Below are 15,106 nucleotides of genomic sequence, written 5' to 3'. Positions count from 1 at the left end.
GATACCACTTCAAGAAGGCGTGCGTGGCGGCAGGCGTGGTCGACGTGGACGGCAAGGCCAAATACACGCCCGGCAGCCCGGCAGTCTGCGGCACTTCTTCGCCTCGACCATGCTGGCGAACGGCGTGCCGATCCGCGAGTTCTCGCGCTGGCTCGGTCATAAGTCGATCAAGACGACGGTAGGCATCTACGGGCACCTAGTCCCCGAGGCGTGGGGTCGTTGCCGAGACGTCATGCAGAGTGCCATGCGTCCGGCGGTCGAGGAGCCAGGCGAGTCTGTCTCCGCGGCTTGACGTGCTGGATGAGTCTCGACGGTGCTGGATACGATCACCTGAAGGAAAGTTTTCGCAGGTGGGAGCGCTGTATTGAAGGTTTCGCTTCAACATGTAGCTGCCTCGTCGCTACGCGTTAGGTAGTCTCATCAAGTGTGCAGGCCAGAAGGGGTCGGACTCTCTATCGAGTCCGACCCCTTCTGTATTCCCGTGCTGACTTGGTGCTGACTTTCAGTTGCCCCGCGGAGGTGTGAGCTTGTCGAGGTCGAGGCTGATCTCGAAGGGCACCGGGCGCTGGAGGGTGCCTCGGAAGATGCCGACGGGCGCGTAGGCGCCGGTCGGTTTGTCGAGCTCGTAGACGTGGACGACAGGTGCGCCATCCTCGTCCTCAACGCACCAGTAGTGCGGGATGCCGGCCTCTGCGTACTTGCGGAGCTTCACGGTGCGGTCGCGGTGGGCGGATTCCGGGGACACGGCCTCGACGACGAGCTTGACGTCCTCCGGGGCGTACCAGGTGGGTCGGGGTCGTAGGGCAGGTCCGTCAGCAGGAGGTCCGGCTCCGGGCGGTTGCGGGCATCGAGGCGGATCGTCATCTCCCGCTCGACCTCGAAGCCGGTCGGCGCCTGTGCCATGAGTGTTGTGGTCAGGGCGGTGACGAGGCGGCGATGCCAGGACCGCTGTGGCGACATCATGAAGACGAGGGCTCCGTCGATGAGCTCGGTGTGGCGTGGTGCCTCGGGGAGGCGGTCCAAGTCCTCCACGAACCAGCCTTCCGCGCGCGGCGGGCGCATCCAGCCGGGCAGTGCAGTCATGGCTTCACGGTAGTGCCTGCGGCTCAAGCCGAGCAGCGAACGGCCCGGCTAGCTGGAGAGCTGCCGTATTCGGCCGCACGCTCATCAGAACGGAACGGCAACTCGGTCGCGGCCCCCGTTGCGGGGTGGCCGATGAGCTGCCGCTCGCCCGCGCACGGGGCCAGAGGATCTCGTACGGGCGTGGCAGCGCCAACGGCCGCGGAGCGATGATGTGCCCCTTTTGAGGGGCACATCAGATCGTGGTGAGGATCGAGGTCGCGCCGGTCAGCTCCCGCAGCTTTCGCTGGGTCTCGGCGTCGGTCGAGTACACCACCGTGCCGATCATTCCCCGGGTCAAGAGCACCTTGTACGTGTTGCGAATCAGCTGATCCACATCCGCGTCCGGGGTCGACTTCTTGAAGACCGGGTCCTTGGACGCCGTGCGGTCGGTGACCCAGCGATCGCCTCGCCACACAAGATCGGGGCCGATGATGACGCCACTCCAGTCGTATTCGAAGCCCTGTGCTGTGTACACGCATCCCACTTGGCCGAAGCCAGCCGGATCGGTGGCCCACAGGGCGGCCGGAGGCGCCCCTCCGACGGCCCGGTCACCGAAGACGTTCCAGGGGCGTTCCCACGTGCCGATGGTGACGTCAGCCGGCAGCGCCTGCCCGGCCGGCACCTTCTTCGTCCACTTCCAGCAGTAGCCCGCTGACATGCGCGCACTGTAGGCCTGCGAGCGGCGGTCCTCGAGGAAGGCCTCCATTTCCTCCGGAGTGTCCGCGACCACGAGCTGCATCTTGTCGTCGGGCTCCCATGCCACAGGTCCACCGGCCTCGAGCCCCAGCAGCCGGACCACCCACCGCAGATACGCATCGCTGCCACCGCACCGGAACTGGCTGTCCAGCGGCACCACCTGGCAGCTGAGCCCCTTCTTCTCGGCGGCCTCCCTGATCTGTGCGACCGTGCCCATCTCGCCGGGCCGAACGACCTGGTGCTCGTCCAGCAGGAAGACCGGGACGCGCGCCGCGTCGATGAGTTCCTCGATCTGGGCTTTGCCGGTGCGGTTCGACGCCGGTGTGTAGCGGTTGGCCGATGTCTCACGGATGCGGTGGGCTTCGTCGCAGATCAGGACGTCGAGACCGTTGCGCTCGGCGGTCATGAAGCTGTTGAAGTACTTGAACAGATCTCGTACCACGGGTTTCCGGGCGCCCGCGACCTTCCTCATCGTCGTGGTGAACGAGTTGGAGCCCGTCGCGTGCAGTGCGGTGACGCCCTGCCGGTACAACTCGCCGAGGAGCGAGAGCGCGATCACGCTCTTGCCGGTGCCGGGCCCGCCGGTGACGACCACGACCTCCTTGTGGTCGGCCCGTTTGGCGTGGTGGACGGCGTTGAGGACCGTGCGGTACGCGATCTTCTGCTCGTCCAGCAGTACGAACTGCTCCCGCTCGCGCACCTCCTGAGCGGCCACCTTCATGAGCTGCCGGGACGGGCCGATCTTCCCGTTGATGAGTTCGTCCGCGGCCGAGGTGCAGGACTCGGCACTCAGCTTCGAACGCAGAAAATCGATGAACTCCCCGCGCCGCGCCCCGATGAAGAGCTGGCCGTGCTCGTTCTGTTCGGCCTCGAAGAGTCCGCTGACGCCGAACTCGGTGGCATTGTGCAGATAGGCGGCGCCGCTGACGCGTTCCGGGTGCTCGGCCAGTGCTCCGTTGAAGGAGACGAGGTACTCGCAGTAGCCGCGCACCTGGTCGACGGGGTTGAGTACGGCCCGGTCGTATCCGTCGAGGCGGCACAGCGACGGATCGTCGTCGTCCGGCTCGGCGCTGCTCCACTGCTTCAGCTCTACGACGACGTACGACGGCAGACTGGTCTCGGGGTGCACCCCGGCCAGGACGGCGTCGGCCCGCTTGCTGTTCAGGGGCAGTCCGTACTCCAGGAGCATCTCCACCTGCCCGAGCCCCGCGTCGTTGAGCGCGCTCGCGAGCACCGGGATGCTCCGCTCCCAGGAACGGACTTCGGAAGAACCCGGTCGGTGACCGTGCACGTGCACGAACTGTTCCGTCAGACGGAGGAAGAGAGCACCGGAGAGGCACTCGGCGGCCACCGTGGCGGCGGAGTCGCGGAACAACAAAAGGTGCCCCCAGGCAGCACGAAGGAACTCGTGCGGGTGGGGGCATGTCCTTGGTGACTCCGCCAGGCGGAGCGGAAGCCCGGCGGGCCGCAGCTACGACGGGATCAAGGCTACCCGTGACGTTTGCGGTAGGCGGGTGGCAGCTGGGCCCCCTCAGCGGTGAGCTTCGGCTGGGCGCCGTCGTAGTGCTGCATGCCGATGGTGCCCGTGATGAGCCTGCGCAGTTCGTTGTGGGTTTCCGGGTCGACCGCGTAGACCACCGTGCCGACGACGCCGCGGGTGAGAAGCACGTGGTAGGCGTTGCGGATGCACCGGTCGACGACCGAGTCGTCGACCGGGCCGCGGAAGGCGGGGTCGTGGGAAGCAGTCCGGTCGACCCTGAACTTTCCCTCGCGGAACAGCAGATCGGGTCCGATGATGACGCCGTTCCAGTCGTATTCGAAGGTCTGTGCCGTGTAGACGCAGCCGATCTGGTTGATGCCCTGGGCGTTGGTCGACCACAGATCCGACTTGGGCGCGTTCGGCACGCTGTGCTCTGGCTTCACGTTCCAGGGCCAGTGCCATTCGCCGATGCGGACGTCGTCGACGAGCTGATCCCCGTCCGGATTGCTCCACGGCCAGCAGAAGCCCGCGGTGATGCGCGCCGTCGCCCCTTCATGGCCACGTTCCTTGATGAACCGCTCCATTTGCTCGGGAGAGTCGGCGACCGTGAGCGTCATCCTCCCGTCCGGTCGCCAGGTGACCGGATCGGAGACGCCCAGCCCCAACAGCTGCTGGACCCAGCTCTGGTACCGCTTGCTGCCACCCGCCCGGAACGTTCCCTCCAGATCCGTCACTTCCACCAGGCAACCGCTGCTCTCGGCGAGCTCCTTGAGGTAGCTGGCAGTGCCCACCTCGTCCGGGCGGATCGACTGGTGGTCGTCGAGTAGGAAGATCGGCACCTTGGCGGCCCTGATCAACTCGGTCGCCTGCGGCCGGTCGTCGTCCCGGAGCTCTTTGGGCGTCCAGCGGTAGGTCGAGCTGCGCCGCATGCGGTGTGCCTCGTCACAGATCAGGACGTCGATGCTGTCCGGCGGCGTGGCGGAGAAGCTGTTGAAGTACTGGTACAGCTTGAGAGCTGCGGTGTTCTTGCTCGACAGCTGCCCCTGGCGTGCCGTGCTGAGCATGATCTCGCGCAGAGTCTCCGTGTACGCGTGGGATCCGCTGGCCAGCACGGCCTCGCGGCCGTTGAGCCCGAGCGTACGGTGTAGCTCCAGCGCCACGGCGCTCTTCCCGCTGCCGGGGCCGCCCCGCAGGATGTAGACGCGTTTGCGGTCTGGCTCGAGGTCGGAGACAGGGGTGGGGGCGGTGTCGACGTCGTGGAAAAGTCCGACGTCGAAGCCGGTGCGGGGGGCGGCCCTCTCGATGTGCCGGATGATCCGGTCGACTGCCACGTACTGCTCGTCGAGGAGCGTGAGGCCGCCGCCGGTGACGGACCGCTGCCGTGCCACATCGGTGACCTTGAGCAGCGGATCACGGCGAGCCTCGTCCAGCGCGCGTGCGGCTCGCTTCCCTGACGCGGGGGCGAACCGTGAGGTGAGGGCCTTGTGGAACAGTTTCAGGTCGTCGAGTGTGTACAGAAAGCCGTGGTCGCTCTCAGGCAGGTCGAACAGTGCCTCCACGTCCGCGTCCCGCGCGTTGTGCAGCAGCGCCACCCCCATCAGCCGATCGTCGGTCTCTCGAAGGTGGGGGAGGTAGCGCACCATGTACCCGCAGTAGCGCTGGACCTGTCGTACCGGGTGCAGTTTGTTCTTCCCGTCGCCGAACCCGAGGTCGACGGCGATCGGGCAGCGGGGATCGACCGTGGCGTGCCGAACCTGCTTCAGTTCCACCGCGAGGTACGAGTCGGTTCCCGTGCCGGGACGCTGGCCGCACAGCACCAGGTCGACCGCGGAGTTGGTGTGGGGCAGGTCGACCTCGACCTGTACTTCCACTCCGCCGAGGCCACAGTCCAGCAGGGCCTGGACCACCACGGGAATGCTGTTGTTCCAGGACGCGACATCGCCTTGATCGGCCGGGCGTCCCGTGGTGCGGGCATGCTCTTCGAGCAGTCGTTCGGTGAGGGGGAGGAGGGGGGATCCGGCACGGGCGACTATGAGTGGACCGAGCTCGGCCGCGGACAGTTGCAAGAGCACGACAGTTCCCCAGGCACGAAGTGACTCGTGCGGGTGGGGGCATGTCCTTCGTGGCTCCACCGAAGCGGAGCGGAAGCCCGGCGGGCCGCAATGACGTCTGCAGATTACCCGGGCTGTGGAGGAATGAAGGGCGGGCCCGGAAGGCCCGCCCGCCGCCCTGGCTCAGCCGAGGCGGTGCACCACGTCCTGCGCCAGCGCCCACATCAGGTTCGAGCCGAGGCTCGCCGTGATGCCCACCAGGACATCACGGATCCAAACGCGGTGCTTGGGCGTGTACTCGACGGCAGCCATCGGAATGCGTCCCCTTCGGTTGTGACCGGTGACGGTGCCGGATGGCTCCCGCCGGGAGCGCACCTTGGCGCGGTGTCACCGAACCGAAAGGACCAGCGTCTCCGCGGGTCGCGTCGCGTAGTTCCTCCGAGGAGGGCACGCGGTGCGGGTTTACGCTAGCTGACGACTGGGCTCCCTGGTCAAGGAGTTATCGCGCCGCAGTGCCCAGGTGGTGCGTGTACTCAGGTGACACTTCGGCGCGAAGATGCCCCGTTGACGCTCTGCGGCCGTCGCCTCCACCGTGGATGCTCATGGGCGATGACGATCTCTGTTTTCTGGGTGCTGTGGAGTTGGCTCGGATGGTGCGGGAGCGGGAGGTTTCCGCGCGGGAGTTGGTGGGGGCGGTGCTGGCGCGGGGGGAGCGGGTTAACCCGCTGGTTAATGCTGTTGTCACGTGGGATGTCGAGGGGGCGCTTGCGGCGGCTGGGCGGGCGGATGAGTGGCTGGTTGGGGGTGGGGAGGTGGGGGTGTTGCATGGGTTGCCTGTTGCGTTTAAGGACACGCATATGACGCGGGGGATGCGGACCACGTGGGGGTCGGCGGTGTTCGCCGGGCATGTGCCCGAGGAGGACGAGCTGGTGGTGGGGCGGTTGGTGGGGGCGGGGGCGGTGCGGTTCGGGAAGACCAACGTGCCGGAGTTCGGGGCGGGGTCGCATACGTACAACGCCGTGTTCGGGGCCACGCGGAATCCGTACGACCTCGGGCGGTCGGCGGGTGGCAGCAGCGGGGGTGCGGCGGCCGCGCTCGCGGCGGGGTTGCAGCCGATCGCGGACGGCAGTGACATGGGCGGCTCGCTGCGGAATCCGGCCTCGTTCTGCAACGTGGTGGGGCTGCGGCCCACGCCGGGGCGCGTGCCGGCGTATCCGACGGCGAACGTGTGGGACACCCTTACCGTGCCGGGGCCCATGGCGCGCGGCGTCGCCGATGTGGCGCTGCTGCTGTCCGTGATGGCGGGGCCGGACCCGCGCTGCCCGCTGTCGCTGGAGGCGCCGCCCGCCGCGTCGTTCCGGGCGCCGCTGGAGCGGGACACGCGGGGGCTGCGGGTCGCGTGGGCGCCCGATCTGGGCGGGCGGGTGCCCGTGGACGCGGACGTGCGGGAGGTGCTCGAGAGGCAGGGCGCGGTGTTCGAGGCGCTGGGGTGGCGGGTCGAGGAGGACTGCCCCGATCTGGACGGGGCCGACGCCGTGTTCCGGGTGCTGCGCGCGCAGGCGTTCCAGCTGGGTCTCGGGGCGGTCCTTGATGAGCATCGCGCGCTGCTCAAGGAGAGCGTGGTGTGGAACGTGGAGGAGGGGCGGAGGCTGACCGGGCCCGACCTCGCGGCGGCCACGGCCGAGCACACCCGGATGCTGCTCGCCGCGGTGGGGTTCTTCGAGCGGTACGACGTGCTGATCGCGCCGGTCAGCCAAGTCGCGCCGTTCGCGGTGGAGTCGGAGTACCCGGCGGTCGTGGGCGGGCGGGCGCAGGAGACGTATATCGACTGGATGCGGTCGGCGTTCTTTGTCTCGCTGCTTGGTGGGCCCGCGCTTGCCGTGCCCGCCGGGTTCACGGCGGACGGGCTGCCGGTGGGGATTCAGATCGTGGGGCCGCCCCGGGCCGAGCGGGCCGTCCTGGAGGCGGGCGCCGCCTTCGAGGCCGCGACGGGGTGGGGGCGCGTGCGGCCCCGGCTCGGGGAATGAGCCGCGGCCCCCGCCGGGGAGGGCGGGGGCCGTTCGCGTCCTGGGCCGTCAGGGGGTGCCTAGCCGAGGACGAGCAGGGTGGCGATGCCGGGGCCGAAGGCGCCGCCGAGCTGGTAGCTGAGGGCGAAGAGGCCGATCGCGGTGGGGCGCTGGGCGGCGGTGGTGGCGGACGCGGCGTGCACGGACAGCGTCGCGTTGGCGCCGGTCGCGGTGAACGCCGCCGCACCGGCCGCCAGCAGGAGCAGCGCGCCCGAGTCCGCGAAGGCGGCGGTGAGCGCGGCCGTCACGCCGACGGCGACCAGGACGGTCCGCACCGCCGCGCGCCCCATCCGGGCTGAGCCCGCCGCGAGCAGCCAGGACGCCGCGGAGGCGACGAGCAGCGTCACCAGCTGGCCGGTCCCGATCGCGCCGGTGGTCCAGCCCGCCCGGTCCTGGAGCAGCCGGGGCACGGCGAACAGGAGGGTGAAGTACGAGGTCGACAGGGCGGCGCCGAGCACCGCGGAGGTCAGGAAGAGGGGGGAGCGAAGCAGCTTCGCCGGTACGAAGCCCTCGGGGCGGCGGCGGATGTGCGCGGCGAGCAGCACCGCGGCGACCAGGGCTCCGGCGAGCGCGGGCAGCGGGGCGGTCGGCAGCAGGATCAGGGAGGTGGCGAGGGCGATGAGGAGGGCGGCGCCGCGGGCGTCGAAGCGGCCGGGGGCGGGCGGCGTGCGGTCCGCGTACCGGGAGACCGCGGGGACCGCGAGGAGCGCGAGCGCCGACGCGGCGAGCGCGAGCCGCCAGGACACCGCGTGCGTGAGGGTCGCGCCGAGCAGCGGGCCCGCCGCGCCGAGGACGCCGAAGCCGGAGCTGATCACGCCCATGCGGCGGGCGTCGCCCGCGAGGTTCATCGCGATCGCGACCAGGCCCGCCCCGCCGAGGGACTGCGCGGCGCGCCCCGCGAGGGCCATGGGCAGCCAGGGCGCCGCGGCGACGAGCAGGGTGCCGCCGGCGACGAGGGCCGCGCTCAGGCGAAGGACCGTGGCGGCGCCGCGCCGCCTGAGGAGTCCGGCGAGCAGCGGGGTGCCCGCCGCCATCGCCCAGGCGAAGGCGGTGACCAGCCAGGTCGCGGTGGCCGTGGGGACACCGAGGGAGCGCGCCATGTCCGGCAGGATCAGAACCGGGGCGTTGGCCCCGGCGGCGACGGGCGCGGCGAGGAGCGCCAGCCAGAGGATGGGCACCCGGCCCGGGCGGGCGGGTGCGGCGGCCGGGGTGACCGGGGTGACCGGGGTGGCGGTGGCGGCGGGCGCGGTGGTGGACATGGGAACCCCCTGAAGCGAATGGTGTGCGGCGGGCGGACGTCAGACCACGGAGACGACGTCGTCGTACGGCAGGCGCGGCGAGCGCGGGAACCAGGCGTCGGCGCCGGGCCTGCCGATGTTGACGACCATCAGCGGCTCGTGGTCGCCGTCCAGGAACTCCGCGCGCAGGCCCGCGGCGTCGTACCCGGTCATCGGCCCGGCGGCGAGCCCGGCCGCGCGGACGCCGACGACGAAGTACGCGGCCTGGAGGGCGCCGTTGAGCAGCGCGGACTCCTCGCGGACGGCGCGGTCGGAGAAGTACAGGCGGCCCGCGTCGGGCGCGTGCGGCACCAGGCGGGGCAGCTCCTCGTGGAACTCGTGGTCGGCGGCGAGGATCGCGACGAGCGGGGCGGCGGCGGTCTTGGCGCGGTTGCCCTCGTCCATGTGCCGCAGGAGCCGCTCGCGGCCCTGCGGGGTGCGGACGAGCACCACGCGCAGGGGCGACTGGTTGAAGGCCGTGGGCCCGTACTTGACCAGGTCGTAGACGGCCTGGATCTGCTCGTCGGTGACGGGCTCGTCGGTGAAGGTGTTCGCGGTGCGGGCCTCACGGAAGAGCAGGTCCTGGGCCTCGGGGGCGAGGGAGAGAACGGGGCGGGCGGTGTGAGCGGTGGGGGCGGAGAGGGCTGCGGTGGACATGGGCGTGCTCCCTTAGGTCGTCGAGGTCGTCGAGGTCGTCGAGGTCGTCGAGGTCGTCGAGGTCGGCTAGGTCATCTAGGTCATCTAGGTCGACTGAGTCGTCTTCGCCTTCGTTTTCTGAAGACTGAAAGTCTCAACGTTGAGATAAAAGCACGGGGTTTCGTTTAGCGTCAAGTGTCTTAAGGTTGAGAAGATGTACGTTGAGGGGGCGACCCCGGAGGGACCGGCGGAGCCGGTGGCCCGCCGAGGGGCCCGACCAGAGGGAGAGTGACCGGGATGAGCGACTTCGTGGACGCGATCGTCGGCCAGTGGGAGAAGGAGCGCCCCGAGCTGACGGAGGACCTGTGGCCGGTCCAGCTGTTCGCCCGGGTGCAGCGCATGCACCGGGTCATGGACCGCGAGGCCAAGGCGTTCTGCGCCCGGCACGGCATCGAGAACGGCGAGTTCGACGTCCTGACGACGCTGCGCCGCTCGGGCCCTCCGTACGCCCTGACGGCGGGCGCCTTCCTCAAGGCGGCCATGGTGACCTCGGGCGCGATCACCAACCGCATCGACCGGATGGAGGCCAAGGGTCTGGTGGAGCGGGTCCGGGACGGCGCCGACCGGCGCACCGTCAAGATCCGCCTCACCGAGCAGGGCAAGGAGCTCACGGACAAGCTGATGGTCGAGCACCTGCGCAACTACGCCCGGCTCCTGGAGGGCCTGGACCGCGGGGAGGTCGAGCGCGCCGCCGGGCTGCTGCGCGAGCTCCTGGAGCTGCGCGGCGACGGGCCGATCGAGTAGCCGTCCGGTCGAGTAGCTGTCGGCCGATCGAGTAGCCGTCGGCCGGTCGGGCGGCCGTCGGCTGATCGGTCGCCCCCCCAGGGAAGGCGGTTTCGCGCCAGGTGCCAGCCCGCCCGCGGGGTGGTTTCCGGCCGGGCGCGGGCGTTTCGCGAGGCAGTGATGCGCGCCCATGGCGAGGACATGGCAGCCCATGGCGAGGACATGGCAATCCCGTTACGTCCGAACCCGGCCCTTGTGGGTTTCCTATGGATCCGTCAATCTTTCGACGGCGACAGGGAGTTGAACATTGATCAACTCAACGTAGGCATGTCGGCGCTGCATTGTCATGCCCCTGTCGCGGCCCCCCACCAGCGCACCACCGATCGAGGAGGACCCCTCAGATGGCAGTGACGCGTCATACCCGCCGAAGACTGTCCGGTGCCGGCACCCTCGCCCTGACCGCCGCCACGGCCGTCGCCCTCGGCGTCGTGTCCGCGCTCCCCGCGAGCGCCAGCGCGCAGGCGACCGAAGGTCGGATCCAGTACGCGGGCGCCCCCGGCGCGGTCGCGAACAGCTACATCGTCACGCTCGACGAGGACGCCGCCAAGGCGGACTCGGCCAAGGGCCGCGCGCTGGCCAAGGAGTACGGCGCGGAGATCGAGCGCACGTACAAGAAGGTGCTCAACGGCTACGAGGTGCAGGCCTCCGAGACCGAGGCGAAGAAGTTCGCCGCGGACCCGGCCGTCGCCTCCGTCGTCCAGAACCGCACGTACACGGTCGCCGCGACCCAGCCCAACCCGCCGTCGTGGGGTTTGGACCGCATCGACCAGCGCAACCTCCCGCTGGACCAGAAGTACACCTACCCGGACAAGGCCGGTGAGGGCGCCACCGTCTACGTCATCGACACCGGCGTCCGCAAGAGTCACCAGGACTTCGGCGGCCGGGCCTTCGACGGCTACGACGCCATCGACAACGACAACGTCGCGCAGGACGGCCACGGCCACGGCACGCACGTCGCCGGCACCGTCGGCGGCACCGCGCACGGCGTCGCCAAGAAGGCGAAGATCGTCGGCGTCCGCGTGCTCAACAACCAGGGCTCCGGCACCACCGCCCAGGTCGTCGCGGGCATCGACTGGGTGACGCGCAACGCCACCAAGCCCGCCGTCGCCAACATGAGCCTCGGCGGCCCGGCCGACAGCGCGCTCGACACGGCCGTGCGCAACTCCATCGCGGCGGGCATCACCTACGCCGTCGCGGCGGGCAACGAGTCCACCAACGCCTCGACGCGCTCGCCCGCGCGCGTCACCGAGGCCATCACGGTCGGCGCCACCACCAACACCGACGCCAAGGCCAGCTACTCCAACTTCGGCACCGTGCTCGACCTGTTCGCCCCGGGCTCGGGCATCACGTCGGCGTGGAACACCAGCGACACGGCGACCAGCACCCTCAACGGTACGTCGATGGCCTCGCCGCACGTCGCGGGCGCCGCCGCGCTTTACGTGGCCGAGAACCCGTCCGCCACCCCGGCCCAGGTCTCCCAGGCCCTGGTCACCGCCGCCACCCCGAACGTGGTCGGCAGCCCCGGCACCGGTTCGCCCAACCGCCTGCTCTACGTGGGCCCGGGCGGCACCAACCCGCCGGGACCGAAGTTCGAGAACGGCGCGGACTTCTCCATCACCGACAACTCCGCCGTGGAGTCCCCGCTCACGGTCTCCGGCGTCCCGGGCAACGCTCCGTCGACGCTCAGCGTGCCGGTCAACATCAAGCACACGTACATCGGTGACCTGAAGGTCGAGCTCGTCGCCCCCGACACCACGGCGTACGTCCTGAAGGACTTCGGCGTGGGCGGCAGTTCGGACGACATCAACACCTCGTACACGGTCAACGCGTCCTCCGAGACCGCCAACGGCACCTGGAAGCTGCGGGTGACGGACAACGCGGACCAGGACGAGGGCACGCTGGACATCTGGGGCCTGCAGTTCTGAGCCTGACCTCGATTCCGCCTCCGGTTCCGGGTGACTGACCTCGTCCCCGTGGTGCGGCTCCGGCCGCGTCACGGGGACGAGGCGCGTCCGGGGGCGTTCGCCTCGGACGGTGGGGGCAACTTCGCTGATCACGGTGGTAGTTGAGGGCTATAACGCCTGAAAGGACCTGCGTAAAGCCCTGCGGGCCAGGAAATCATCACTTCGGGTGATTCCTTGGCCTAGGGTTGCGGGCCACAACCGACGGTTGCCACGCTGTTGCTGTCTGTCAACCTGATGGGAGTGGCCAGTGACTTTCGGTGAGCAGCCGGCGTATCTGCGCGTCGCGGGTGATCTCCGCAAGAAGATCGTCGACGGTTCGCTGCCTCCGCACACCCGGCTCCCCTCGCAGGCCAGGATCCGCGAGGAGTACGGCGTGTCGGACACGGTCGCCCTGGAGGCCCGCAAGGTCCTCATGGCCGAGGGCCTGGTCGAGGGGCGCTCCGGATCCGGCACCTATGTGCGTGAGCGCCCGGTGCCGCGCCGCATCGAGCGCACCGGCTTCCGCGGCCCCGGAGCCTCCTCGCCGTTCCGGCAGGAGCAGTCCGCCGACGGCGTCCGCGGCACCTGGGAGTCCCGCAGCGAGCAGGCGGAGGCGAACGGCGCGGTCGCGGAGCGGCTCGGCATCCGCGTCGGCGACCGCGTGATGTGCACCAAGTACGTCTACCGGGACGCGGGCGAGACGATGATGCTCTCCACCTCCTGGGAGCCGCTCGCCGTCACCGGGCGCACCCCCGTGATGCTCCCCGAGGAGGGGCCCCTCGGCGGCTGCGGCGTCGTCGACCGCATGGCCGCCATCGACGTGATCGTGGACAACGTGGCGGAGGACGTCGGCGCCCGCCCCGGACTCGCCGAGGAACTGCTCGCGCTCGGCGGCGTGCCGGGCCACGTCGTCCTGGTCGTGCAGCGCACGTACTACGCCTCGGGGCGCCCCGTGGAGACCGCGGACATCGTCGTCCCCGCGGACCGCTACCGGGTGGGCTACCACCTGCCCGTCCGCTGACCCTCGTACGCCGAACCCGTCCGCTGAAACCCGTCCGCTGAAACCCGTGCGCTGAACCCCCGCGCGCGGGGCGTGATCGCGTGTTAACGCCCGCCCCGCACCCGTAACACCCGGGCAACGCCCGATGACGGCGGGCCGTCACGCGAGGCTCCTACCTTCCCTCCCCGTACCCACCCGCAGTCCGGCCGGAAGCCAGGAACCCACATGACGGATACGGTCACGCCCGACGACGAGCACGCGGCGGCGGGCCCGCCGCCCCGGCGCGCCTACGCCAAGCTGGCGGCGGACGAGAGCCGCGAGGACTACTCGCTGCGCTACGCCCCGCACTCCTTCCGCCGCTGGTCGCCCGCCATGGTCGCCTCCACCGCGCTCGGTGGCATCGCCTACCTCGCCGACTTCGCGATCGGCGCGTCCATCGTCTTCACCTACGGCTTCACCAGCGGACTCGCCTCGATCCTCACCGCCGCCGCGGTCATCTTCGGCACCGGCGTCCCAATCGCGCGGGCCTGCGCGACGTACGGCCTCGACATGGACCTGGTGACCCGGGGCGCGGGGTTCGGCTACTTCGGCTCGACGCTCACCTCCCTCATCTACGCCTCCTTCACCTTCATCTTCTTCGCGCTCGAAGGCTCGATCATGGCGCAGGCCATGCACCAGGCCGTCGGACTGCCGCTGGAGATCGGCTACTTGGTGACGACGCTGATCGTCATCCCGATCGTCTTCCGGGGCATGGGCGCGCTCGCGAAGGTGCAGGCGTGGACCCAGCCCGTCTGGCTGGTCGGGCTCGCCCTGCCCTTCGTCGTCCTCGCCTTCGAGGCGCCCGGGGCCTGGGGCGCGTTCGGCTCGTTCGAGGGGACGGAAGGCGCCGGGCCCGGCTTCTCCTGGATCGGCTACGGGCTCGGCACCGGCGTGGCGCTGTCCCTCATCGCCCAGATCGGCGAGCAGGCCGACTACTTGCGGTTCATGCCCGCCAAGACCGAGGCGAACAGCAGGCGCTGGAATCTGGCCGTTCTCGCGGCCGGGCCCGGCTGGGTCGTCATCGGCGCCGCCAAACAGCTCGGTGGCGCGTTCCTGGCCTTCGTGGCCCTGGCAGCGGTCGGCAGGACACACGCCCTGGAACCGATCGCTCCGCAGATCGAGGCGCTGCGCCCCTGGCTTGGCTCGTTCGCGCTGCCCGCCGCGGCCGTCTTCGTCATCGTCTCCCAGATCAAGATCAACGTAACGAACGCCTACAGCGGCTCGCTGTCCTGGTCGAACTTCTTCTCCCGGCTGACCCACCGGCACCCGGGCCGCGTCTGGTACATCTTCCTCAACCTCGCCATCGCACTGACGCTGATGGAGATGAACATGTTCGCCGCGCTCAACACGCTGCTCGGCTTCTACGCGAACGTGGGCATCGCCTGGATCGTGGCCGTGGCGGCCGACCTCGTCATCAACAAGCGCTACGGCTGGAGCCCGCCGTACATCGAGTTCAAACGGGCGTACCTGTACGCGGTGAACCCGGCGGGGTTCGGTGCGATGGCGATCGCGTCGACCGTCTCGATCCTGGCGTTCTTCGGGGTGTTCGGGCGGTACGCGGAGGCGTTCTCCACGTTCATCGCGGCCGGGCTCGCGCTGACGCTCTGCCCGCTGATCGCGTGGGCGACCGGGGGCCGTTACTACCTGGCGCGGCCCAACCCGGTGAACGGTCCGCACGTCGCGGTGGCGGACGTGACCGCCACCCACACCTGCGCGGTGTGCGCGACGGCGTACGAACTCCCCGACATCGCCGACTGCCCCGTCCAGTCCGGGCCCATCTGCTCGCTGTGCTGCTCGCTCGACGCCGAGTGCGGTGACCGGTGCCGCAAGGAGCCCCTGAGCGGGCCCGTCCTCATGCCGCTGCCGAGCGTGCCCGCCGAGGGGGCGCGCGCCGTGGGAGTGCCGGGGTCAACGGGTCGTAAAGAGGGCTGAGTCGGGGCTTGTCACGAGCGG

The 15,106-nt window shown here is 70.0% G+C and carries 11 protein-coding genes and 1 pseudogene; 6 read left to right on the top strand and 6 right to left on the bottom strand.

What is annotated here, in order from left to right; genetic code table 11:
• Positions 1-109 precede the first annotated feature (109 nt).
• Entirely contained in the window at positions 110-292 is a 183-nt protein-coding gene (locus tag AC07A4_RS01575; RefSeq protein WP_478591436.1) for a hypothetical protein, read from the top strand.
• Between the two features lie 210 nt (positions 293-502).
• Here AC07A4_RS01575 and AC07A4_RS01570 read toward each other — a convergent pair.
• From AC07A4_RS01570 to AC07A4_RS01555, 4 genes and pseudogenes are all read right to left on the bottom strand, one after another.
• Positions 503-1,083 (bottom strand): annotated as a pseudogene (locus tag AC07A4_RS01570) (Uma2 family endonuclease).
• A 232-nt stretch (positions 1,084-1,315) separates the two neighbouring features.
• A complete protein-coding gene (locus tag AC07A4_RS01565; protein WP_478591434.1) occupies positions 1,316-3,196 on the bottom strand; it encodes a DNA/RNA helicase domain-containing protein in 1,881 nt (626 codons plus the stop codon).
• A gap of 110 nt (positions 3,197-3,306) precedes the next feature.
• A complete protein-coding gene (locus tag AC07A4_RS01560) occupies positions 3,307-5,370 on the bottom strand; it encodes a DUF2075 domain-containing protein (RefSeq protein ID WP_478591432.1) in 2,064 nt (687 codons plus the stop codon).
• A gap of 162 nt (positions 5,371-5,532) precedes the next feature.
• Positions 5,533-5,661 carry a DUF6408 family protein gene (locus tag AC07A4_RS01555; RefSeq protein ID WP_478591430.1) on the bottom strand — a complete coding sequence of 43 codons (129 nt, stop codon included), beginning with the start codon at positions 5,659-5,661 and terminating at the stop codon, positions 5,533-5,535.
• A 284-nt stretch (positions 5,662-5,945) separates the two neighbouring features.
• Here AC07A4_RS01555 and AC07A4_RS01550 point away from each other — a divergent pair, with 284 nt between their 5' ends.
• A complete protein-coding gene (locus AC07A4_RS01550; protein WP_478591427.1) occupies positions 5,946-7,376 on the top strand; it encodes an amidase in 1,431 nt (476 codons plus the stop codon).
• A gap of 59 nt (positions 7,377-7,435) precedes the next feature.
• Here AC07A4_RS01550 and AC07A4_RS01545 read toward each other — a convergent pair whose 3' ends face one another.
• Both AC07A4_RS01545 and AC07A4_RS01540 read right to left on the bottom strand, forming a co-directional pair.
• Positions 7,436-8,674 (bottom strand): MFS transporter, encoded by a 1,239-nt coding sequence (locus AC07A4_RS01545; RefSeq protein ID WP_478591425.1) that lies wholly within the window; start codon positions 8,672-8,674, stop codon positions 7,436-7,438.
• Between the two features lie 39 nt (positions 8,675-8,713).
• On the bottom strand, positions 8,714-9,349 hold the full coding sequence (locus AC07A4_RS01540) for a malonic semialdehyde reductase (RefSeq protein WP_478591422.1): 636 nt from the start codon (positions 9,347-9,349) through the stop codon (positions 8,714-8,716).
• 276 nt (positions 9,350-9,625) lie between these two features.
• On the opposite strand from AC07A4_RS01540, the gene AC07A4_RS01535 reads away from it, so the two are divergent.
• The 4 genes from AC07A4_RS01535 (at position 9,626) to AC07A4_RS01520 (ending at position 15,085) form a co-directional block, all read left to right on the top strand.
• On the top strand, positions 9,626-10,132 hold the full coding sequence (locus AC07A4_RS01535; RefSeq protein WP_478591420.1) for a MarR family winged helix-turn-helix transcriptional regulator: 507 nt from the start codon (positions 9,626-9,628) through the stop codon (positions 10,130-10,132).
• Between the two features lie 380 nt (positions 10,133-10,512).
• Positions 10,513-12,096, top strand: coding sequence for a S8 family peptidase (locus tag AC07A4_RS01530; RefSeq protein ID WP_478591418.1), 1,584 nt, complete (start codon positions 10,513-10,515; stop codon positions 12,094-12,096).
• A gap of 286 nt (positions 12,097-12,382) precedes the next feature.
• Positions 12,383-13,135: a GntR family transcriptional regulator gene (locus AC07A4_RS01525; RefSeq protein ID WP_478591417.1), complete on the top strand. Its 753-nt coding sequence runs from the start codon at positions 12,383-12,385 to the stop codon at positions 13,133-13,135.
• Between the two features lie 204 nt (positions 13,136-13,339).
• A complete protein-coding gene (locus AC07A4_RS01520) occupies positions 13,340-15,085 on the top strand; it encodes a purine-cytosine permease family protein (protein WP_478591415.1) in 1,746 nt (581 codons plus the stop codon).
• The last annotated feature ends 21 nt before the right edge of the window (positions 15,086-15,106 follow it).

This window comes from Streptomyces sp. NPDC043996, from assembly GCF_056435225.1.
Note: the sequence above shows the minus strand (reverse complement) of the source record. Positions and strands in the feature narration are given on the sequence as shown.